The organism is Luteibacter pinisoli (assembly GCF_006385595.1).
Classification (GTDB): domain Bacteria; phylum Pseudomonadota; class Gammaproteobacteria; order Xanthomonadales; family Rhodanobacteraceae; genus Luteibacter; species Luteibacter pinisoli.
In genome coordinates, this window is record NZ_CP041046.1 from 12,041 (window position 1) to 31,463 (window position 19,423).

Below are 19,423 nucleotides of genomic sequence, written 5' to 3' on the forward strand. Positions count from 1 at the left end.
GGACAGGGACCCCCACACGTGATTGCAGGCTGGCTCTTGCTGCTGGTGGCCTTGCTGTACGTCGGCCTGTTGTTTGGGATCGCGTACCTTGGCGACCGCCGCCCACTCTACCCACGCCAGCCGCGCCTGCGCCCGCTGGTGTACAGCCTTGCGCTCGCGGTTTACTGCTCGTCGTGGACGTTCTACGGCGCGGTGGGTACCGCGGCGCGCTCGGGGCTTTCCTACCTGCCGATCTATCTCGGCCCACTGCTGCTGTTCGTGTTCGGCTTCGGCCTGCTTGAGCGCCTGGTGCTGGTGGCGCGCGAGCGCAACATCACCTCCATCGCCGACTTCATCGCCGCGCGCTTCGGTAAATCGCACGGGCTCGCTGCCCTGGTCGCGATCATCGCGGTGTTCGCGATCATTCCGTACATCGCCCTGCAATTCAAAGCCGTGGCGATGTCCTTCAGCGTGCTCGGCGGCGGATCCAGCTGGTGGTTCGGCGATACGGCGTTGTGGTGCGCCGCCCTCCTCGCCGTCTTTGCCATCCTGTTCGGCACGCGCAACATCGACGCCACCGAACACCACCACGGCATGATGCTCGCGGTCGCCGTGGAGTCGCTGGTGAAACTGCTCGCCTTCCTCGGCATCGCGTTCTACGCGTGGTTGCACGGACCTGGCCTCGTCGAGACCGTCCGCGCGCCCGTGCTCCAGGTCGAACAAGGCACGCTGCCACCGGGCTTCGTCGCGCAAACCCTCCTCGCCTTCTGCGCGATGTTCTGCCTGCCACGCCAGTTCCAGGTCGGCGTCGTCGAATGCGAAGACCCGCGTGACCTGCGCCGCGCGCGCTGGATGTTCCCCCTGTACATGGTGCTCATCTCGCTTGGCGTGCTGCCCATCGTGAGTGCCGGCCTCGGCCTGCCCTCCGTGACCAGCGGCCACGTCGATGCCTGGGTGCTCAACCTGCCCATCGCGCTGGGCAACCATTCGATGGCGCTGATCGCGTTCATCGGCGGCTTCTCCGCCGCAACGGGCATGGTCATCGTCGCCGCCGTCGCGCTCGCGACGATGATCAGCAACGACCTGGTGATGCCTGCGCTACTGCGAATCCCGCGCCTCGGCCTGGAGCAGCGCGGCGACGTCTCGCACCTCGTGCTCGCCATCCGCCGCATCGCCATCGTCGGCCTCGCCGCCATGGCGTACATGTATTACCGCGTGATCGCCGGCGCGGAGAATCTCGCCGCCACCGGCCTGCTCTCGTTCGCTGCCGTCGCCCAGTTCGCGCCCGCCATCGTCTCGGCGCTGTACTGGCGAGGTGCGAGCCGCGTCGGTGTATACGTGGGCCTGATCGCCGGTTTTGCCACGTGGGCATACACGCTGCTCTTCCCCGCAATGACGCGCGCCGGCTGGATTGCCAGCGGATGGATGGACCGCGGCCCGTTCGGCTTCGGATGGCTGAAGCCCAACGAGCTGTTCCATTTGAGCGGCTGGGAGCCGGTAACCCACGGCACCTTCTGGTCCCTGCTGGTCAACATTACCTGCCTGATTTTTATCTCGCTGCGCTTCCGCCCAAGCGTCGCCGAGCGCCTGCATGCGGCGCTCTTTGTCGATCCGTTCGTGCGTCGTGTCAGCGGCGCCGGTGACTGGCGCGGGCGCGTGACGGTGCGCGACCTCGGCACGATCGCCGGTCGCATCGTCGGCGACCGCGTCACCCAGCGCGCCTTCCATGAATACGGCCAGCGCCACGGCGTGACGCTCTCCCCCACCGACTCCGCGGATCGCCCGCTGATCCAGTTCACCGAACGCCTTCTCGCCAGCGCGGTCGGTGCCGCCAGCGCGCGCCGCATCCTCATGGGTGCGCTCAGTGGCACGGGCCTGGATATCGCCGAAGCGATGGCGCTGATGGATGAAGCGTCGCAGGAGCTGCGCTTCAACCGCGAGCTGTTGTCGACGACGCTCGAAAACGTGTCGCAAGGCATCAGCGTGGTCGATGGCGACATGCGACTGGTGGCATGGAACCGCCGTTATCTCGAGCTGTTCGATTACCCCGAGGGCATGGTGTACGTCGGCCTCCCCGTCGCGGATCTCATTCGCTGGAATGCGGAGCATGGCGAGTGCGGACCGGGTGAAGTCGACGAGCATGTGGGCAAGCGCATCCGCTACATGCGCGCCGGCTCGCCGCATCTGTTCCAACGTGTACGGCCTGACGGTACCGTGATTGAAATGCGTGGCCGCGCGCTTCCCGGCGGCGGCTTCGTCACCACGTTCACCGACGTCACCGCGTACAAGCACGCCGAACTCGCACTGATCGATGCAAACGAAACGCTGGAACAGCGCGTCGCCGATCGCACCGCCGAGCTTTCCGAAGCGCTCGATGCGACCGCCATTGCACGTCGCGAAGCGGAAGCGGCTAACGCATCGAAGACACGCTTCCTCGCGGCGGCGAGCCACGATCTGTTGCAGCCACTCAATGCGGCGCGACTGTTCACTTCCGCGCTTCGACAACACCCGGGCCTCGATGGCGAAGCCACGCAGCTGGCGGAACGCATCGATGCGTCGTTCCGCGCAGCGGAAGATCTTCTCGATGCCTTGCTTGATGTGTCTCGACTCGACGCCGGCAGCTACCGACCCGAGATCGCGCCGTTCGCCTTGGCCGACCTGTTCGACTCACTGAAACAGCAGTTCGCCGTTGTCGCCGAACAGCGCGGCCTGACACTGCACGTCGTATCGACGTCGGTCGCGGTGCGTTCGGATGCGCAGCTACTTCGACGGATCGTTGCGAACTTCCTCTCCAACGCGTTGCGCTACACACGCACTGGTGGCGCCGTGCTCGGCGTGCGTCGTGATGGCAACGATGTACGTATTGAAGTGTGGGACAGCGGGCCCGGCATCGCGACGGAACAGCAGGCGCGCATCTTTGGAGAATTCCAGCGAATCGAGCGGCCGTCGCCCTGGGGCGAGAAAGGCCTCGGCCTGGGCCTCTCCATCTGCGATCGTCTTTCCGGGATCCTTGGCCATCGCCTTGGCCTGCGTTCGCGCGTCGGCCACGGCAGCTGCTTCAGCATCGCCGTGCCGCGCGCCGAAGCGACGGCGCGCAAACGCGCAGCGACCGTGGTTCGCCCGGGTGGCGAGCAGCTCCCACTGACGGTCCTATGCCTGGACAACGACGAAGCCATCCTCGACGGCATGAAAGCCCTGCTCGGCCGTTGGGGCGTGGACTGCCGCGTGGCGACCGACGTCGAAGCTGCGCTGGTGATCCTGCGCGATACGCGTGTCGACCTGATTCTTGCCGACTACCATCTCACCGATGAGCTGGATGGTCTCGGCGCGTTGCAGATCATCGGCGACCAGGTCTCACCGATGCCGCCGGCCGCCATGGTGACGGCTGACGGCAGCACGGAGCTAAAACGTCGCGCACGCGAACTCGGCTATCCGCTGTTGCACAAGCCGGTGAAACCCGCGGCGCTCCGTGCGATGCTCGTCGCCCTGGCGAAACGCACCGGTACCCACGCTGCCTGATCAGAGGCCTTCGGTGATTCCGGGAATCGCTTCCTTCTCGACATCCAGGTGCGAAGCCGCCAGGGCCACCTGCGTGCGATTCGATACACCAAGCTTGCGCATGATCGCCGTCATGTGCGCTTTCACCGTGGCTTCGGAAACGCCAAGGTCATAAGCGATCTGCTTGTTGAGCAGGCCCTCGGCAATCATCGTCAGCACGCGAAACTGCTGCGGCGTCAGCGAGGCGACGCGCGCGGCCACATCCGCCTCGTCCGGCTTCAGCTCCACCGTGCCTCCCATCAGCTGGTGCGGAAGCCACACATCGCCGTCGAGCACTGTGCGAACAGCTTCGACGATGTCATCCACCGCGGCGGATTTCGGAATGTACGCCGACGCGCCATGGGCCAGCGCGCGCCGTGCCACCTGCGCTTCTTCATGGCCCGAGACGACGATGGTCGGCAGTCCCGGGTACTGGCCACGAATGTGGGCGAGCGCGGAGTAACCGCGCGCGCCCGGCATGTGCAGGTCCATCAACAACAGGTCGGCTTCGGGAAGCGTTTCAATCAATGCGAACAATGCCGGCACGCTATCCGCCGTATGCACGGTGGCATCCGGCAGGGCCGCGATCACCGCGCGCTGCAAGGCGTCGCGGAATAGCGGGTGGTCATCGGCAATCAGGACGTCGCTCACTTGATCAGTCTTTTTTCCACGAGGTTCTTCACCACGCCGGGGTCGGCCAGCGTCGACACATCGCCAAGCTGGTCGGGGGCGTTCTCGGCAATCTTGCGCAGGATGCGGCGCATGATCTTGCCCGAACGTGTCTTCGGCAGGCCCGGCGCCCACTGCAGGTGATCCGGTGCGGCGATCGCGCCGATCTCCTTGCGCACGCCCGCCACCAGCTCCTTCTTCAGCTCCTCGCTGCCCGTTTCGCCGGCATTGAGGGTGACGAAGGCATAGATGCCCTGGCCCTTGATGTCGTGGTGGCAGCCCACAACGGCGGCCTCGGCCACCTTCGGATGCGCCACCAGCGCGCTCTCCACTTCGGCCGTACCGATGCGATGGCCGGAGACGTTGATCACGTCATCCACGCGCCCCGTGATCCAGTAGTAACCGTCTTCGTCGCGGCGAGCGCCGTCGCCGGTGAAGTAGTTGCCCGGGTAGGCCTTGAAGTAGGTATCGACGAAACGCTGGTGGTCGCCATACACCGTGCGCATCTGGCCCGGCCAGGAATCGGTGATCACCAGGTTGCCGCTGCACGCGCCCTCCTGCACCTTGCCTTCGGCATCGACGATGGCCGGCTTGATGCCAAAGAACGGCAGCGTCGCCGAGCCCGGTTTCAGGTCGATGGCGCCCGGCAGCGGGGTGATCAGGAAGCCACCGGTCTCGGTCTGCCACCAGGTATCGACGATCGGGCAGCGTTCTTCACCGACCACGCGGTAATACCAGTTCCACGCCTCGGGATTGATCGGCTCACCGACCGTGCCCAGGATGCGCAGGCTCTTGCGCGAGGTGGCCTTTACCGGCGCATCGCCTTCGCGCATCAGTGCGCGGATGGCGGTGGGGGCGGTATAGAACAGCGTCACCTTGTGCTTGTCGACCACCTGCCAGAAGCGGCTGAAGTCCGGGTAGTTCGGTACGCCGTCGAACATCACCACGGTAGCGCCGTTGGCCAGCGGACCGTAGACCACGTAGCTGTGCCCGGTGATCCAGCCCACGTCGGCCGTGCACCAGTAGATATCGTCTTCGCGCAGGTCGAAGGTCAGCTCGTGGGTCAGGCTGGTGTAGACCAGGTAACCCGCGCTGGTGTGCAGCACGCCCTTCGGCAGGCCGGTGGAGCCCGAGGTGTACAGGGTGAACAGCGGGTCTTCCGCGTTCATCGGCTCGGGCGCGCATGCCGTGGACTGGCCTTCCATCAGCGTGTGGTACCAGCGGTCGCGCGGTGACTGCATGTGGATGGCGCCACCGGTGCGGCGCACGACGATCACCGTCTCGACGCTGTTGGTGCCCGGGCGGGACAGCGACTCGTCCACGTTGCCCTTCAGCGGGATCTTCTTGCCACCCCGCAGCCCTTCGTCCGCGGTGATGATGAGCTTGGCCTTGGAATCGGCGATGCGGCTGGCCAGGGAATCCGGCGAGAAACCGCCGAACACCACGGAATGGATGGCGCCGATGCGGGCGCAGGCCAGCATGGCCACGGCCGCTTCCGGGATCATCGGCAGGTAGATGACCACGCGGTCGCCTTTCTCCACGCCCAGGTTCTTCAGCGTGTTCGCGAACTGGCATACCTCGGTGTACAGCTGGCGGTACGTCAGGGTGCGCGTCTCGTTGGGATCGTCGCCCTCGAAGATGATGGCCGTCTTGTCGCCGCGCTCGGCCAGGTGCCGGTCGAGGCAGTTCGCCGCCACGTTGAGCTGGCCGTCCTCATACCAGCGGATATGCAGGTTGGCCGGGTCGTACGAGACGTTCTTGATCTTCGTGGGCGGGGTAATCCAGTCCAGCCGCTCGCTCATCCGCTTCCAGAAGCCGTCCGGATCCTGGACCGACTCCGCGTACATGCGCTGGTAGTCATCCTTGCGGATACGCGCCTTTTCGGCGAAGGCGGGGTCGACGGGGTGGATCTCGGACATGCTGGCTCCTGCGTCACAAAGGTTCGTGGGGCGTGGGCCCTGAGTGTAACGTCGCGGCGCAGCATGCGGATGCGACGCCCTTACGACTTTGGTCGAGGTTCGACCTTTGGCGAATGGATGCCGGGCCGGCACTGTCACATGCTCGGCCTGCCAAGGGTTGGGGAGACCATTGATGAAGACCACGCATTCCGGTGGCCGTAAGGCCATCGCCTTCAGCGTTGCCTGTGCGCTCATGCTGCCGATGGCAGCCATGCCGGACACCGCACACGCCCAGTCGAAGTCGAAGAAAACCTCCAGCCGCGAAGCGGCCCTGGAGCAACGCGTCAACCAGCTGGAGCAACAGCTGGCTGAGCTCAAAGCCATGATCCAGGAGCAGAAGACCGCCACCACGGAGGCCACGACCACGGCCCAGGCGGCCCAGACGCAGTCGCAGGCCACCGAAGAGAAGGTGACCAAGGTCGAGAAGACCGTGGCCGCGGTGCCCACCAAGCCCAGCTTCACCACCGGCACCACGCCGGGCGTCTCGCTGGCCCTGCACGGCTTCATCAACGTCAGCGGCTTCAAGCAGGACGGCAACTACCAGTACGGCAATGGCCAGAACGCGGAGTACCCGCTACCCGGGGCCACCGGCAAGGCCAATTCCATCACCGGCGTGGACGTACGCAACACGCGCTTCTGGCTGGATTTCACCGGCGCGAAGTTCAACGAAAACTGGACCGGCTCCGGCCGTATCGAGATGGACTTCTTCGGCGGCTTCAACGGCACCGGTGCCTACGCGGGCTCACAGCCGGAACAGCGCCTGCGCCAGGCGTACATGGACATCAGCAACGTCGATACCGGCACCACTTTCCGCATCGGCCAGATGTGGCAGCTGCTGTTCCCGCTGGATTACGTGCCGCAGTCGCTCTCGCACATCGCCTTCCCGCTGGGTTACGGCACCGGCCTGATCGGCTGGCGTTATCCGGGCATCGTCTGGATGCAGGATCTCAACAAGGGTTCGGAAGGCACCAAGTGGCGCTTTGACCTCGGCGCCTACGAAGGCAGCTGGAACGGCCCGGGTGCCACGACCAACTTCCTCACCGCCGGCAACGCGGGCTTCAAGCCGCAGATCCAGGCGCGCATTACCGCCAAGGGCACCGACTGGCAGGCCTTCCTCGGTGCGCACTACAGCCGAGTGGACCTGCACGGCGTCGATGGCAACACCGTCACGCCGATCAAGTCGAACATCAAGAGCACCGCGGTGGAACTGGGCGGCATGTGGATGCCGGGCAGCTTCATCCTGAAGGGCGCGGTGTACACCGGCAACGCGATTGGCCAGATGTTCGGCGACCTCTCGCAGTTCGGCGACATCAAGGACAAGGGCGCGTGGCTGCAGGCGGGCTACAAGTTCGACAAGCACTGGACGCTGTACGCGTTCGGTTCGGTGAGCAAGCCGGACAAGGACGACGTGCTGCGCTGGCGTGCCGCGAACACGGCCGGCCTGCTGAAGGGCACGCAGCAGGCGCTGAGCCTGCAGTACAGCACCGGACCGTTCGACTTCAGCGGTGAGTGGATCCATTCCAAGATCAACTCGACCACCACCAATGGCCTCGGTCGCCAGGCAGATTCCGGCAACGAGTACACCCTCAACGCGATGTACAAGTTCTGACGGAGAGTCTTCATGGCCACCACCGCATCCGGCATGCGTGCCGACGGCAGCATCGGTACCAGCCACAAACGCGTGATCTTCGCGTCCAGCCTGGGCACCGTCTTCGAATGGTACGACTTCTATCTGTATGGCTCGCTTGCCGCCACCATCGGCAAGCAGTTCTTCACCGGCCTCAACGACACCAGCCAGTTCATCTTCGCGTTGCTGGCGTTTGCTGCGGGCTTTGCCGTGCGTCCGTTCGGGGCCATCGTGTTCGGCCGCATCGGTGACCTGATCGGCCGCAAGTACACCTTCCTCATCACCATCATCATCATGGGTACCTCCACCTTCCTGGTGGGCGTGCTACCCGGCTACACGACGATAGGCGTCGCGGCACCCGTCCTGCTGATCCTGCTGCGCCTGCTGCAGGGCCTGGCCCTCGGCGGCGAGTACGGTGGCGCGGCCACCTATGTGGCCGAGCATGCACCGGACGGCAAGCGTGGCCTGTACACCAGCTTCATCCAGATCACGGCGACCTTTGGCCTGTTCCTCTCGCTGCTGGTGATCCTCGGCACGCGTCTCGGCCTGGGCCCGGATACTTTTGATGCCTGGGGCTGGCGCATTCCGTTCCTGATCTCGGCGATCCTCGTGGGCGTGTCGGTGTACATCCGCCTGCAGCTGCATGAGTCGCCGGTGTTCCAGCAGATGAAGGCCGAAGGCAAGCAGTCGAAGGCGCCGCTGACGGAAGCGTTTGGCCAGTGGAAGAACCTGCGCCTGGTGATCCTCGCCCTGCTCGGTGCCACCGCCGGCCAGGCCGTCGTCTGGTACACGGGCCAGTTCTACTCGCTGTACTTCCTCACCCAGAGCCTGAAGATCGACGTCACCACGGCCAACCTGCTGATCGCGGCGGCGTTGCTTATCGGTACACCGTTCTTCGTGGTCTTCGGCTGGCTGTCCGATCGTATCGGGCGCAAGACGGTGGTGCTCACCGGTTGCCTGCTCGCGGCGCTGACGATGTTCCCGATCTTCAAGGGCCTCACCCACTTCGGTAATCCGGCGATTGAAGCCGCCGCGGCGAATGCGCCGGTGGTGGTCACGGCGGATCCGAACGCGTGCAGCTTCCAGTTCGATCCGGTCGGCAAGCACACCTTCACCAGCTCCTGCGACGTGGCCAAGAGCGTGCTGGCGAAGAAGGGCATCCCGTACAGCAACGCGGCGGCACCGGCGGGCACGTTGGCCACCGTGAAGATCGGCGACGAGGTGATCGAGTCGTTCGAAGGCGCCGGCATCGAGAAGGCGGCGTTCACCGCGCAGAGCAAGGACTTCACCGCCAAGGTGGATGGCCAGCTGAAGACCGCCGGCTATCCGGCGAAGGCCGACCCCACGCAGTCGAACTACCCGATGCTGGTGGTGCTGCTGGCGATCCTGGTGCTCTACGTCACCATGGTCTACGGCCCAATCGCGGCATGGCTGGTGGAGATGTTCCCCACCCGCATCCGCTACACCTCGATGAGCCTGCCGTACCACATCGGCAACGGCTGGTTCGGCGGCTTCGTACCGACGATCGGCTTCATGCTGGTGGCCTGGAAGGGGGATATCTATTACGGCCTCTGGTACCCGGTGATCGTGGCGCTGATGACCGTGGTGATTGGCCTGTTCTTCGTCCGCGAGACCAAGGACGTGCCGCTGGAGCACTGAGCCCGCGGCAGGCCCGGCCGGGAAAGGCTCGTCCGAAAGGGCGGGCCTTTTTCGTGCCTGGCGGGTGCCCCGGATCGCGGACATTGAGACGGACATTGTGTACATTTGTACGATGTCGACTCCCCTCCCCACCATCCGCCCGCACAAGGGCCGCGGCGCCGCCTCCAACCCCGTGGGGCGGTTCGAAAAAACCCAGGCGGTGGCCGAGGACGACGGCTGGTACCAGGAGGAGGACCTCAGCCGGCCGAAGACGGAAACCCGGGAGGAACTGGCCCGCTCGGTCATCAGCCGGAACGACTCGCCGGACATCGGCTTCGACCAGGCGCTCAACCCGTACCGCGGCTGCGAGCATGGGTGCATCTATTGCTACGCCCGGCCGTCCCACGGCTACCTCAACCTCTCCCCCGGCCTCGACTTCGAGACCAAGCTCTTCGCCAAGACCAACCTCGCCGAGACCCTGCGTGGCGAGCTGGCGAAGAAGAACTACACCTGCAAGCCGATCAACATCGGCAGCAACACCGACCCCTACCAGCCGATCGAAAAGACCTGGCGGCTGACCCGGGCAGCGCTCGCGTTACTCAATGAGTGCCATCATCCCTGTACCATCGTGACCAAAAACGCTTTGATCGAGCGCGACCTCGACATCCTCGCGCCGATGGCCGAGCGGAACCTGGTCCAGGTGTTCGTGTCGATCAATTCGCTCGACAACAAGCTGGCCTCGAAGCTGGAGCCACGCGCCTCGGCACCGCATCGGCGGCTGCAGGCGGTGAAGGCGCTGCATGACGCCGGCGTGCCGGTGGGCGTGCTCGTTGCGCCGATCATCCCCGCGCTCAACGAGAAGGATGTCGAAGGCATCATCGAGCGGGCCGCCGCGAACGGCGCGAACTCCATCGGCTACACCTGCGTGCGTCTGCCGCATGAGCTGAAGCAGCTCTTCCGCGAATGGCTGGACCTGCACTACCCCGACCGCGCCGCGCACATCATCAGCCTGATCCAGCAGATGAATGGCGGGAAGGACTACGACTCAAACTTCGCCACGCGCATGCGCGGGCAGGGGATCTTCGCGGACATCATCCGTAAGCGGGTTCAGGTGGCTTCGCGCAAGGCGGGGCTGCATCGGACCTGGGATACGGTGTTGGATACGTCGCAGTTCGCGCCGCCGCGGATTCATTCGCCGCAGGGGGAGCTTTTCTAGCGCCTCGTGCACACGTACCCGGGCGCCAGGAAGCGGCCGATACGTGTGCACGAATAACGTCAACCAGGAGCGTTTAAACGCCGCGTTGTTCCTCAAGCGAGCGGATCACGTCGGCCCGAAGCAGGTAGATCGAAACCACGAGCAGTACGAGGTCCTTCAGAAGGAAGGCGGCATTCATAGCCATGGCGGGAAAACCGCCTGCGCCTGCATCCCAGCCATCGGGTACGAACGGGAGAATACTGAGTGTGGAAACGAAGGTAGCGACCGAGCCAAGCGCGCCCAGCACACCCAGTTTTTTGTTCCAGAATCCCAGCAGCAACAGCGTACCGAACGTCCATTCAGCCGTGCCGAGCAAGATGGCCGTACCATGGATGCCAAGCGTCGGGATCGTCCAAGAGATAAGCGGCCCATGCAGGATCAGCGGAGCGAGCGCAGTTATCTCAGACTCGAACCATTTGTCGTACCCAAACCACGCGAAGATGATAACCATCGCTGCGCGGAGCAAGTGGTAGTCCAGGTCTTTTTTGAGCAGGCCGGTTTTGGTGAGGAGCTGCAGCAAGGCGTTCATGGGTAGTCCTTCGTGAAAGTAAGTCAGTCGATGTCGCGTGACACAAAACCCACGAAGGCGGAGTCGTACCGCTCGGGTTGATCTAGGCGACGAACGTACTTTACGAAGGTATAGCGATACTTTTAATCTCAGCAAATCGCACAATCATGCTCTAAAGTATCAATAGCGAACTGAGGGCATCGCGGCTACGGGGCCACAGCCAAGCTCGCCTCCAGCGCTTCCAGGAACACCCTCACCCTAGCGGGAATGTGCTGCCGCGATGGCATGATCGCCCAGATGTAAAGCTGCTCCATGGCGGCATCATCGAGGTGTATTTCCCTCAGCCGTCCCGAGGCCAGCTGACTGCGTACATCCCAGCGCGTGAGCATTGCAATTCCCGACGCATCGAGAGCGATGGAGCGTGCCGCGTCGACGCTACTGCTGGTGAAGCGGCCCGCATACTGAATGCGATGAATGCCGCCGTCAACGACGAAAGGCCACTTTCCCACTCGCGTTAACCCGATGCATTCATGCTCGCCGAGGTCCGCGAGGACCCTGGGCGTTCCCCGCTTCTCGAGGTAGGTTGGCGATGCGCAGAGAATGCGGGGGTTAGGGGCCAGCCTGTGCGCGATGAGGTCGGAGTCCTTTAACCGGGCGATCCGGATGGCCATGTCGTAGCCCCCTGCAACGATATCGACAACGCCATCGCTAAGGTCGAGGTCTACATCCATCTCCGGGTATTGCCTCAGCATGGCCTTGACCACCGGCAGCACTACCTCCAGGCCGAACACCGACGGCGCCGTCAGTCGGATATGCCCGCGGACGACGGACTGATTCCTGCCGAGCTCAAGCCGCGCTCCCTCGTCGGCATCGACCATGGCCGTCGCATAGGGGATGAACGCTTCGCCTTCCGGCGTCAACGACACCGACCGGGTTGTCCTTTGCAGCAAGCGAACGCGCAGCTCTTCCTCCAGCGCAGCTATCCGCCGGGATACCTGCATCGGTGTGATTGCCAGCTGCCTGGCTGCCGAGGATAGGCTCCTCGATGAGGCGACCACCGCGAAGATCCGGACATCTGATAAACGCATAACTATATCCATATTTGATATAGCCGCATCTCATCTCGGGCGGCTAGGCAAGGGGATGATTCTGACTAGGATGTTATCCAACGGCCCTAAGAAGGCGCCCGATGATCCCTAGCCCAACAGGATAGCCATCGTGACTACCCACCCAGCCGATGCCATCTTAACGCCCTTCGATATGTGGGGCATGAGCCTACCCAACCGTTTGGCGGTCGCTCCGATGAGCCGGGTGACGGCGACCCCGGACGGCTATCCCAGCCAACGCATGGTCCGCTACTACGAAGGATTTGCCAGGGGCGGTTTCGCCCTTCTCATCACCGAGGGCATCTACCCCGACAAATCGTTCTCGCAGGGCTACTTCAACCAGCCTGGACTGGCGGACGACGATCAGGCCAAGGCGTGGCGTCCGATCACCGACAACATCCACAGGCATGGCAGCCGGGTCTTCGCACAGCTGATGCACGCTGGTGCGCTGAGCCAGGGAAACCCGCATCGTAGCCACACCGTCGGGCCATCCGCGATTTCGCCAAATGGCACCCAGCTGACGTTCTACAAGGGCGTAGGTCAGTACCCCACCCCGGTAGCGATGACCTCCGGGCAGATCGACGAGGCGATCGGAGGGTTTGTCCAGGCCACCGTGCGTGCGGCGACACTGGCGGGCTTTGACGGCGTGGAAATCCACGGTGCCAATGGCTATCTCCTGGACCAGTTCCTCACCGAGACATCTAACCAGCGTGCCGACGAATGGGGCGGCCATGTCATCAAGCGGGTGCGCCTGTTGACCGAAACGATCAGCCGCGTCAGGGCAGCCGTGGATCAGCGCTTTCCCGTAGGTGTGCGTATCTCCCAGGGCAAGGTCAACGACTTCCACGCCAAGTGGCCCGGTGGCGAAGACGACGCCGCGGTGATTTTCCGCGCCCTTGCAAAGGCGGGCGCGGACTTCATCCACGTTACGGAGTACGAGGCATGGCGTCCGGCCTTCGACGGAGCCGATACCTCCCTGGTGGCGCTCGCGAAACGCTATGCCGGCGACGTCCCCCTTATTGCCAACGGCGGCCTCCATGACCTGCAGCGCGCTGCACACATGGTGAAACAGGGTGTCGCCATGGTCGCCATGGGGCGCGGTGCATTGGCCAACCCGGACATGCCCTCGCTCATTGCATCTGGCCGCGCCTTGCGACCGTTCGATGCATCCATCCTTGGACCGATCGCTGACATCAAGGAAAGCGAGCTCACACTTCGGCACGGATGAAGCCGCGCCACCACCTCGTCCATCACACCGTACGTACTGGAGAACAGACATGACCGATACACATGAACACGACGCAACACCTCCCTGGGATGCGGCACAAGTAACCCTGATCTCGAAAGAACTCGCCCCCGGTGTCTTCGCTGTGATGCCCGACGATGTCTTCGACAAGGACCACGTTGCTACGACGGCAGGCTTCGTCATCGGCGACAAAGGCGTCCTTGTCGTGGAATCGATGCTCAATGGCGACCTCGCATCGCAACTGATCGGCTTGGTTCGACGCGAGACGTCGAAACCCATCCGCTTCCTGGTAAATACGAGCTACCACGGTGACCACGCTTACGGAAACTTCCTCTTCCCAGACAGCACTGTCGTCATCCAGCATCCGGCGACCAAGAAGTACATGGATGAAAACTTTGAGAACGACCGCACCTTCATGCTGACGCTGATGGGCCGCAACAAAGGCATCGAGCGTGTCCAGCCACGAACGGCGGACCTTACAGTAGCGGATAAGGTCAGCATCGACCTGGGCAACCGGATCGTCGAGGTGCACCACTTTGGCTTCGCGCAGACGCCGGGCGATCTGGTTATCTGGGAACCCACTGCGAAGGTGCTGTGGGTTGGAAACATGATCCAGGCGCCATCGCCGGCGTTGCCCTGGCTGCTAGAGGGACGTCACAAGGACACTATCGATACTCTGACCCGGGTGCGCGACTTCCTCCCCGACGACGCCACGATTATTCCTGGCCATGGGCGACCCATGCGTCCCGCTGATATCGAGTTTCCGCTGCGTTACCTGCGCGAACTCGACAGCGCGGTCCGCCTGGCGATCGCGGAAGGGCGTTCGGTCGAAGCGACCCTCGAAGCCGTGGACATGCACCACTACGGCGAGTACAGCCTCTTCGACTGGGCGCACTGCACGGTGAATGTTCCCGCGGCGTACCAACACCTTGCTGAAGCACGCGAGGCGCCGGCGAGGTAGCGGACGGCCGCCTCCGGTCTTACGTACCGGAGGCGGTTCGCGAGGGAGGATGGTGAGACGATATGGCATAAAATCGACACTTGAACGCATTCATCGGCTTTATCGGTCGGCTTATCTTAGTCGCACCAACCAACCGAGTATCCAGACATGTCGCGCATTCCCACCCCTGCCATCGAAACCGCCACTGGCGTTGCTGCCGAAGTTTTCGCTCAGATCAAGAAAGCCGCAGGCGGCGTCCCTAACACGTTCGCAGCGATCGGTGCCCACGGTCCTGCCGCATTGAAGGCAGTGCTCCAAGCCGAAGGCGTGCTGGCAGCAGGCACGTTGAGCAAGCAAGACCAGGAAACAATCAAACTAGTTGTCAGCGTCGAAACGGGTTGTGACTACTGTGTGGCAGCGCATAGCTTGCTAGGCAAGATGACGGGCCTTAACGCAGATGACCTCAAGAATATCCGAGACGGCGGGTTGACCGATGACGAGCGCCGCAATGCCCTGATCACTTTTGCTCGGACCCTAGTTAAGACGACCGGTACGATCCCACAGGAAGCATTCACGTCGATCAAGGATGCGGGTTACACGTACGAGCAACTCGTCGATATCAGCCTGGCGATCGCTCTGACGGTCTTCACGAATACCTTCAATCGCATCAACGACACCGATATCGACTTTCCAGCTGTCAAATGAAGTGCAACACCGGCCTAGTGGTAGAGAGGACATGCAAATCAAGGCGAAATCATGTCCTCTCGCCGCCTTCTCCGGCCATTGACTGCTTTCGCCAGCGGGACGGCGTAACTCCCATATGTGACTTGAACGCTCGTTGGAACGCGGCTTCCGATTGATAGCCTACAGATTCTGCGATAGCGGCTGTGGATGCGTTACCAGTTCGCAGCTCATTGGCGGAAAGCATCATTCGGATGTCAGTGAGAAGATCGTTGGCAGACATACCGAGCTTTTCTTGGAACAGTCGAACGAACGTCGCCCGCGACATATTGCAACGGGCAGCGAGAACCGGCAGCGTCCACGCCTGGCCGGGGTCATGAAAGATGGCATCGAGAGCCGGAGCGAGCCGTGGAAAACCTGCAAGGGACAGAAGCCCCGGTGGGGCCGCTTCTAATTCACTGGCAAAGCGTAAGGTGATCGTGAACAACGCAGTCGACAATGCATCTAGCATGGCCCGGCCCCCCAGGCGATCGGCGGCACTTTCGGACTGCATTAACGACACGAGGCGGATCAACGCCGTGCCACTGTCAGCTTCCGTCGTGATCGAGCTATTGCGCGTCTGCACGATCAACCGTTTTGGAAGATACCGGCGTAACAGCCGTGCGTGCGCGGGCGTCAATACAAAACGACCGCACAACATATCCAGATGCTCTCCACGGCCCGCGTTCTGACTGAAGACCAGGTTCGAAGCCACACGACTCTTTGCAGGCCTCGGACGGGATCCGGTCCCATCGTGCAACGTGTGTGCCTCACCATTCGGGATCAGAAGGATGTCGCCTGCGACAATACGCTGAAGCTCTTCACCATTCTCTCCCACCAATGACGCCGAGCCATCAAGAACGATGTGATAGGCCATTTCACCGTCGGAAAACGCATCTTGATCGATACGCCAGGGTGCCCCGTACTGGCAGCGAAGATCGAGTTGCCCGCGTACCGGCGTCATCTGCAGCAGGCGGCTAAGCCAATCAAGCGGTGGCGACATAAGGGCGCTGAACCTTCGAATAGGAAGTCCGTGTTTAGAGCATTATAAGCCCGGACGAATCCCATAGTGTCGGCCGATATGTCGTGACCATCGCAACACACATGTCAGTCCAAGAGCCGATCAAGAACTAGATAACAGATGCAATACAGCTGCCCCGGCTAGGTCGGCTAATCGCGGAGGTTCGAATCATGTCTGTTGAATGCGCCAACTCAGTTGCCAAGAATTTATGCGTCGTTTGGCTAGCGTGCGGCTTGTTCATCTGCACCATCATTCTAGGGATCATGCCCAACGTCGTTGCAGACGGCGCGCCATTGGTCGCTCCTATGGGGGCGTCCGTGATGCTCATGCTCCTGGCCCCCAAGAGTGCCTTTGCTCGGCCGCGATCGGTCGTTCTCGCTAATTTCCTGGCTACGGCGATCGGCTTGGTGGTCACCCACGTCTTCCCGTCCTTGCTCATGGCGAGCGCTGCAGCGATGGCCCTTACCATTGGAGCCATGGGGGCCTTCCGGGCGATCCATCCCCCAAGTGCAGGCATCGCACTCTTTGCTGTTTCCCAAGGAGCACAATCCGCATCAGACGGATTTGCCCTTCTGTTCGGCGGCGTGATGACACGAACTGCGGTAATACTAGTTCTTGTTATAGGGCTCAATCGTTTAGGCGACGTCATCTGGAAACGGCAAGCAAAAGTATGAGAGTGATGTCCTTTGCCGAAGGTAACCCACGCTTGACCCGAGAAAGGGCCCGCTGACTGACGACATCGGCTTACAACCAGCTTCTATCGATTCAGGAGTGCAATGTCTCAAGTTGCCAGTGCACGTCAAACAATCCGTATCGCCGTAAACGGAGCATGACTTCCGCGTCAGTGCACTGCGACGAGAGCATACGCCATTGCTGCGGCGTCATATGAAGCCTTCGCCTAAACCATTTGCAGAGGTGGGCATGATCGGTGAGCCCGCACTCCGCCGCAATATCACCTACCTTCATCGATGTTCTCGAAAGAAGGCCTAGAGCCTGGTTGAGGCGCAAATCGAGGATGTACTGGTGCGGGGTCTGCCCAAACGTTGCTTTGAATCGTCGGCTAAACTCGCCTTGGCTTAGTCCGACAAGAGAACCAAGCGCCGTTAAGGGCAATTTCTCTGCTAGGTTAATATCAATGTATGCGCGCAATGCGACCGAGGCGCGATGTTCCAGCCTCTTTCCCACTTGCGGCGGAGACGCAGATGGAGGAATCGTCGGTGAACACGATGCTTTCTCTGTTTTGAAGTTTGGGTTGCACGCGTTCTCATCGCCGCGGCTGGCATGTGCCACTAAGGTGTTCGACGACGTGACGAGACGTTGGTTCGCCGCATGTGCAATGTCGTATCCCATGGTGATTTTCCGGCTACATAGTCCATGGCGCATCGGTGGCTCGTCTCCATGCCGATGGTGTAAACCCCGTGTGCCCCTTAAAAGCGCGATTAAATGCAGCTTCAGAGCGGTAACCGACCGACTCAGCGATGGCACTTAGCGAGTCAGCGGAGGCCATAATTCGCCGAGCGGCAAGGCCCATGCGTAGGTCGACCAGAAGCTCGTTAGCGGACCTGCCGACGGTCGTTCGGAACCTTCGGATAAACGTCGCGCGCGACATATTGCAGCGCGAGGCCAGCATCGGTAGGGTCCAGGGCGTACCTGGCTCCGATACAAGGGCATTCAGCGCTGGAACCAATCGGGGTACGGCGGCAAGCGCCAGGAGGCCGAGCGGAGTCGCATCGTTCCTAGTTCCATAGCGCATCGCTAACGTAAATAGTGCCTTCGAATAGGCGTCGACCAGTGGTTGCTTTCCGACTTCCCCATGGTCGGCCTCAGCACATAGCAGTTCCACCAAGCGTGCAACATCGGACCTGCCAGGTGATGCCGATGATAGGTGCGTCGATGCCGTGATAAAAATTCGATGCGGCATACATCGCCTTACAATGGAATCTTGTGCAGCGGGAAGGATAAAGCGTCCGGAAAGCAGGTCGACCTTTGAGTTTGGAAAGCAGGCAACGGAGGCAGTTGTTATCGAGCTATCTGCCATGGAGTGCTCATTTACCAAGCTGCGAATCTGGTGCGGCGTCCCGTGAGGGAAGAGAACCATGTCGCCCTCGCCGAGGACTATTTGGTCTCGCGAGCATGAATCGGAGACAATTATGGAGCCCGACAAAACCGCGTGGTACGGCAGCATCCCATTGCCGGCTGCAGGAACGCGTGCTGTGCAAGGCGCGAGCTGGTTGATTCGAGCGTCCACGCGCCCTCTTACGTCGAGGATGCGAAGTAACCCCTCGACCCAATCGCAAACTTCGGTTGCTTCGCTCTGAACCAACATAGACAACATGCCTCGAGATCACCTGCCGGAGGCGTGAGGCGCTTCCGCATCACGCCGCGTCATCGCTTCAAACCGCAGGCACTTCGCCGCCATCCAACCGAATGGCCGATCCGGTCATCCAACGTGCAGAAGGCGACACCAGATAGGCCATCAGATCAGCAATCTCTTCGGGCGTTCCGTACCGGCGGATCCCCGAGTGCGCCAAGAACGTCGATGCGGCCTGTTCCACACTCACCGAGTGATCCTTCGCCCACTTCTGAAGGAAGCTCTCTCGGCGTCCGGTCATCACGGGTCCAGGCATCACGCTGTTAACCTGCACGCCGTCCACCAGACCACGATCTGCGAAAGCCTTGGCCAGCGCGACTATGGCAGCGTTGATCGTACCGACTGCCGCATAAGGCGATTTGGGCACTTGCGCACTGTTGCCAGAGGTAAAAACTACTGAACCACCACTGGCCTTCAGGGCGGGCCACGCCTGTATCGTGAGCCGGCGTGCCCCGTGCAACTTGAGTTCCGTACCCGCAGTCCATTGCTCATCCGCCATGTCAAAGAGGTCAATCTGCGGCACGGCGCCGGCAATGTTCAGAAGGGCGTCCACGCGCCCGAAGCGCGAAATCGTTGTCTCGACCACTCTGGTCGCAGCGGATGCGTCCGCCAGGTCCTCAACAAGTACAAGCGCAGACGCGCCCGCGCGCTCGACCATATCGGCCGTCTCATTGAGCCCGTCCTTGCCTCGTGCGACGAGCACGAGGTGGCCAAAGTCCGCTGCTAGCCTAACGGCAGTTGCCCTCCCAATTCCCTGGCTCGCACCTGTGACAATAGCTACGTTGGTCTTGGACATCTAAGCTTCCTCATGGAGAAAAGCAGGGCGATGAGGACGCGCAAGTTGGCGA

General features: G+C 62.1%; 15 protein-coding genes and 3 pseudogenes. 8 read left to right on the top strand and 10 right to left on the bottom strand.

Annotation, left to right across the window (positions count from 1 at the left end; translation table 11 throughout):
• Positions 1 to 18: 18 nt before the first annotated feature.
• A complete protein-coding gene (locus FIV34_RS00060) occupies positions 19 to 3,498 on the top strand; it encodes a hybrid sensor histidine kinase/response regulator (RefSeq protein ID WP_139978434.1) in 3,480 nt (1,159 codons plus the stop codon).
• On the opposite strand, the gene FIV34_RS00065 is transcribed toward FIV34_RS00060, so the two are convergent.
• Together FIV34_RS00065 and acs are read right to left on the bottom strand one after the other, a co-directional pair.
• Positions 3,499 to 4,167, bottom strand: coding sequence for a response regulator transcription factor (locus tag FIV34_RS00065; RefSeq protein ID WP_139978436.1), 669 nt, complete (start codon positions 4,165 to 4,167; stop codon positions 3,499 to 3,501).
• Positions 4,164 to 6,104: an acetate--CoA ligase gene (gene acs, locus FIV34_RS00070; RefSeq protein ID WP_139978438.1), complete on the bottom strand. Its 1,941-nt coding sequence runs from the start codon at positions 6,102 to 6,104 to the stop codon at positions 4,164 to 4,166. Before acs ends, FIV34_RS00065 begins: the two co-directional genes overlap by 4 nt.
• Positions 6,105 to 6,276: 172 nt before the next feature.
• On the opposite strand from acs, the gene FIV34_RS00080 reads away from it, so the two are divergent.
• The 3 genes from FIV34_RS00080 (at position 6,277) to FIV34_RS00090 (ending at position 10,624) form a co-directional block, all read left to right on the top strand.
• Positions 6,277 to 7,752 carry a hypothetical protein gene (locus tag FIV34_RS00080; protein WP_246058704.1) on the top strand — a complete coding sequence of 492 codons (1,476 nt, stop codon included), beginning with the start codon at positions 6,277 to 6,279 and terminating at the stop codon, positions 7,750 to 7,752.
• Positions 7,753 to 7,764: 12 nt separating this feature from the next.
• On the top strand, positions 7,765 to 9,429 hold the full coding sequence (locus FIV34_RS00085) for an MFS transporter (RefSeq protein ID WP_139978442.1): 1,665 nt from the start codon (positions 7,765 to 7,767) through the stop codon (positions 9,427 to 9,429).
• 112 nt (positions 9,430 to 9,541) lie between these two features.
• Positions 9,542 to 10,624: a PA0069 family radical SAM protein gene (locus FIV34_RS00090; RefSeq protein ID WP_139978444.1), complete on the top strand. Its 1,083-nt coding sequence runs from the start codon at positions 9,542 to 9,544 to the stop codon at positions 10,622 to 10,624.
• A gap of 73 nt (positions 10,625 to 10,697) precedes the next feature.
• Here FIV34_RS00090 and FIV34_RS00095 read toward each other — a convergent pair whose 3' ends face one another.
• On the bottom strand, positions 10,698 to 11,192 hold the full coding sequence (locus FIV34_RS00095; RefSeq protein ID WP_139978446.1) for a YkgB family protein: 495 nt from the start codon (positions 11,190 to 11,192) through the stop codon (positions 10,698 to 10,700).
• Between the two features lie 185 nt (positions 11,193 to 11,377).
• A complete protein-coding gene (locus tag FIV34_RS00100; protein ID WP_139978448.1) occupies positions 11,378 to 12,259 on the bottom strand; it encodes a LysR family transcriptional regulator in 882 nt (293 codons plus the stop codon).
• A 130-nt stretch (positions 12,260 to 12,389) separates the two neighbouring features.
• Here FIV34_RS00100 and FIV34_RS00105 point away from each other — a divergent pair, with 130 nt between their 5' ends.
• From FIV34_RS00105 to FIV34_RS00115, 3 genes are all read left to right on the top strand, one after another.
• Positions 12,390 to 13,505 (top strand): NADH:flavin oxidoreductase, encoded by a 1,116-nt coding sequence (locus FIV34_RS00105; RefSeq protein ID WP_211352673.1) that lies wholly within the window; start codon positions 12,390 to 12,392, stop codon positions 13,503 to 13,505.
• Between the two features lie 49 nt (positions 13,506 to 13,554).
• On the top strand, positions 13,555 to 14,484 hold the full coding sequence (locus FIV34_RS00110; RefSeq protein WP_139978450.1) for an MBL fold metallo-hydrolase: 930 nt from the start codon (positions 13,555 to 13,557) through the stop codon (positions 14,482 to 14,484).
• Between the two features lie 147 nt (positions 14,485 to 14,631).
• Positions 14,632 to 15,168 carry a carboxymuconolactone decarboxylase family protein gene (locus FIV34_RS00115; protein WP_139978452.1) on the top strand — a complete coding sequence of 179 codons (537 nt, stop codon included), beginning with the start codon at positions 14,632 to 14,634 and terminating at the stop codon, positions 15,166 to 15,168.
• A gap of 49 nt (positions 15,169 to 15,217) precedes the next feature.
• Here FIV34_RS00115 and FIV34_RS21420 read toward each other — a convergent pair.
• From FIV34_RS21420 to FIV34_RS21430, 3 pseudogenes are all read right to left on the bottom strand, one after another.
• Positions 15,218 to 15,307 (bottom strand): annotated as a pseudogene (locus FIV34_RS21420) (hypothetical protein); the annotation flags it as partial.
• Positions 15,308 to 15,310: 3 nt separating this feature from the next.
• Positions 15,311 to 15,697, bottom strand: a pseudogene (locus FIV34_RS21425) (helix-turn-helix transcriptional regulator); the annotation flags it as partial.
• A pseudogene (locus FIV34_RS21430) lies at positions 15,671 to 16,186 on the bottom strand (cupin domain-containing protein); the annotation flags it as partial. The pseudogenes FIV34_RS21425 and FIV34_RS21430, both read right to left, overlap by 27 nt.
• A gap of 188 nt (positions 16,187 to 16,374) precedes the next feature.
• Here FIV34_RS21430 and FIV34_RS00125 point away from each other — a divergent pair.
• The gene (locus FIV34_RS00125) at positions 16,375 to 16,878 is read left to right on the top strand and encodes an HPP family protein (protein WP_139978456.1); all 504 of its coding nucleotides are present in this window, start codon (positions 16,375 to 16,377) and stop codon (positions 16,876 to 16,878) included.
• A gap of 91 nt (positions 16,879 to 16,969) precedes the next feature.
• Here FIV34_RS00125 and FIV34_RS00130 read toward each other — a convergent pair whose 3' ends face one another.
• Genes FIV34_RS00130 through FIV34_RS00140 form a run of 3 tightly spaced genes read right to left on the bottom strand, consistent with a single transcriptional unit; the run spans position 16,970 to position 19,371 of the window.
• Entirely contained in the window at positions 16,970 to 17,554 is a 585-nt protein-coding gene (locus FIV34_RS00130; protein ID WP_170207474.1) for a helix-turn-helix domain-containing protein, read from the bottom strand.
• 13 nt (positions 17,555 to 17,567) lie between these two features.
• The gene (locus FIV34_RS21435; RefSeq protein WP_139978460.1) at positions 17,568 to 18,539 is read right to left on the bottom strand and encodes an AraC family transcriptional regulator; all 972 of its coding nucleotides are present in this window, start codon (positions 18,537 to 18,539) and stop codon (positions 17,568 to 17,570) included.
• A 58-nt stretch (positions 18,540 to 18,597) separates the two neighbouring features.
• Complete coding sequence (locus FIV34_RS00140) at positions 18,598 to 19,371, bottom strand: SDR family oxidoreductase (RefSeq protein ID WP_139978462.1); 774 nt, start codon at positions 19,369 to 19,371, stop codon at positions 18,598 to 18,600.
• Positions 19,372 to 19,423: the final 52 nt, after the last annotated feature.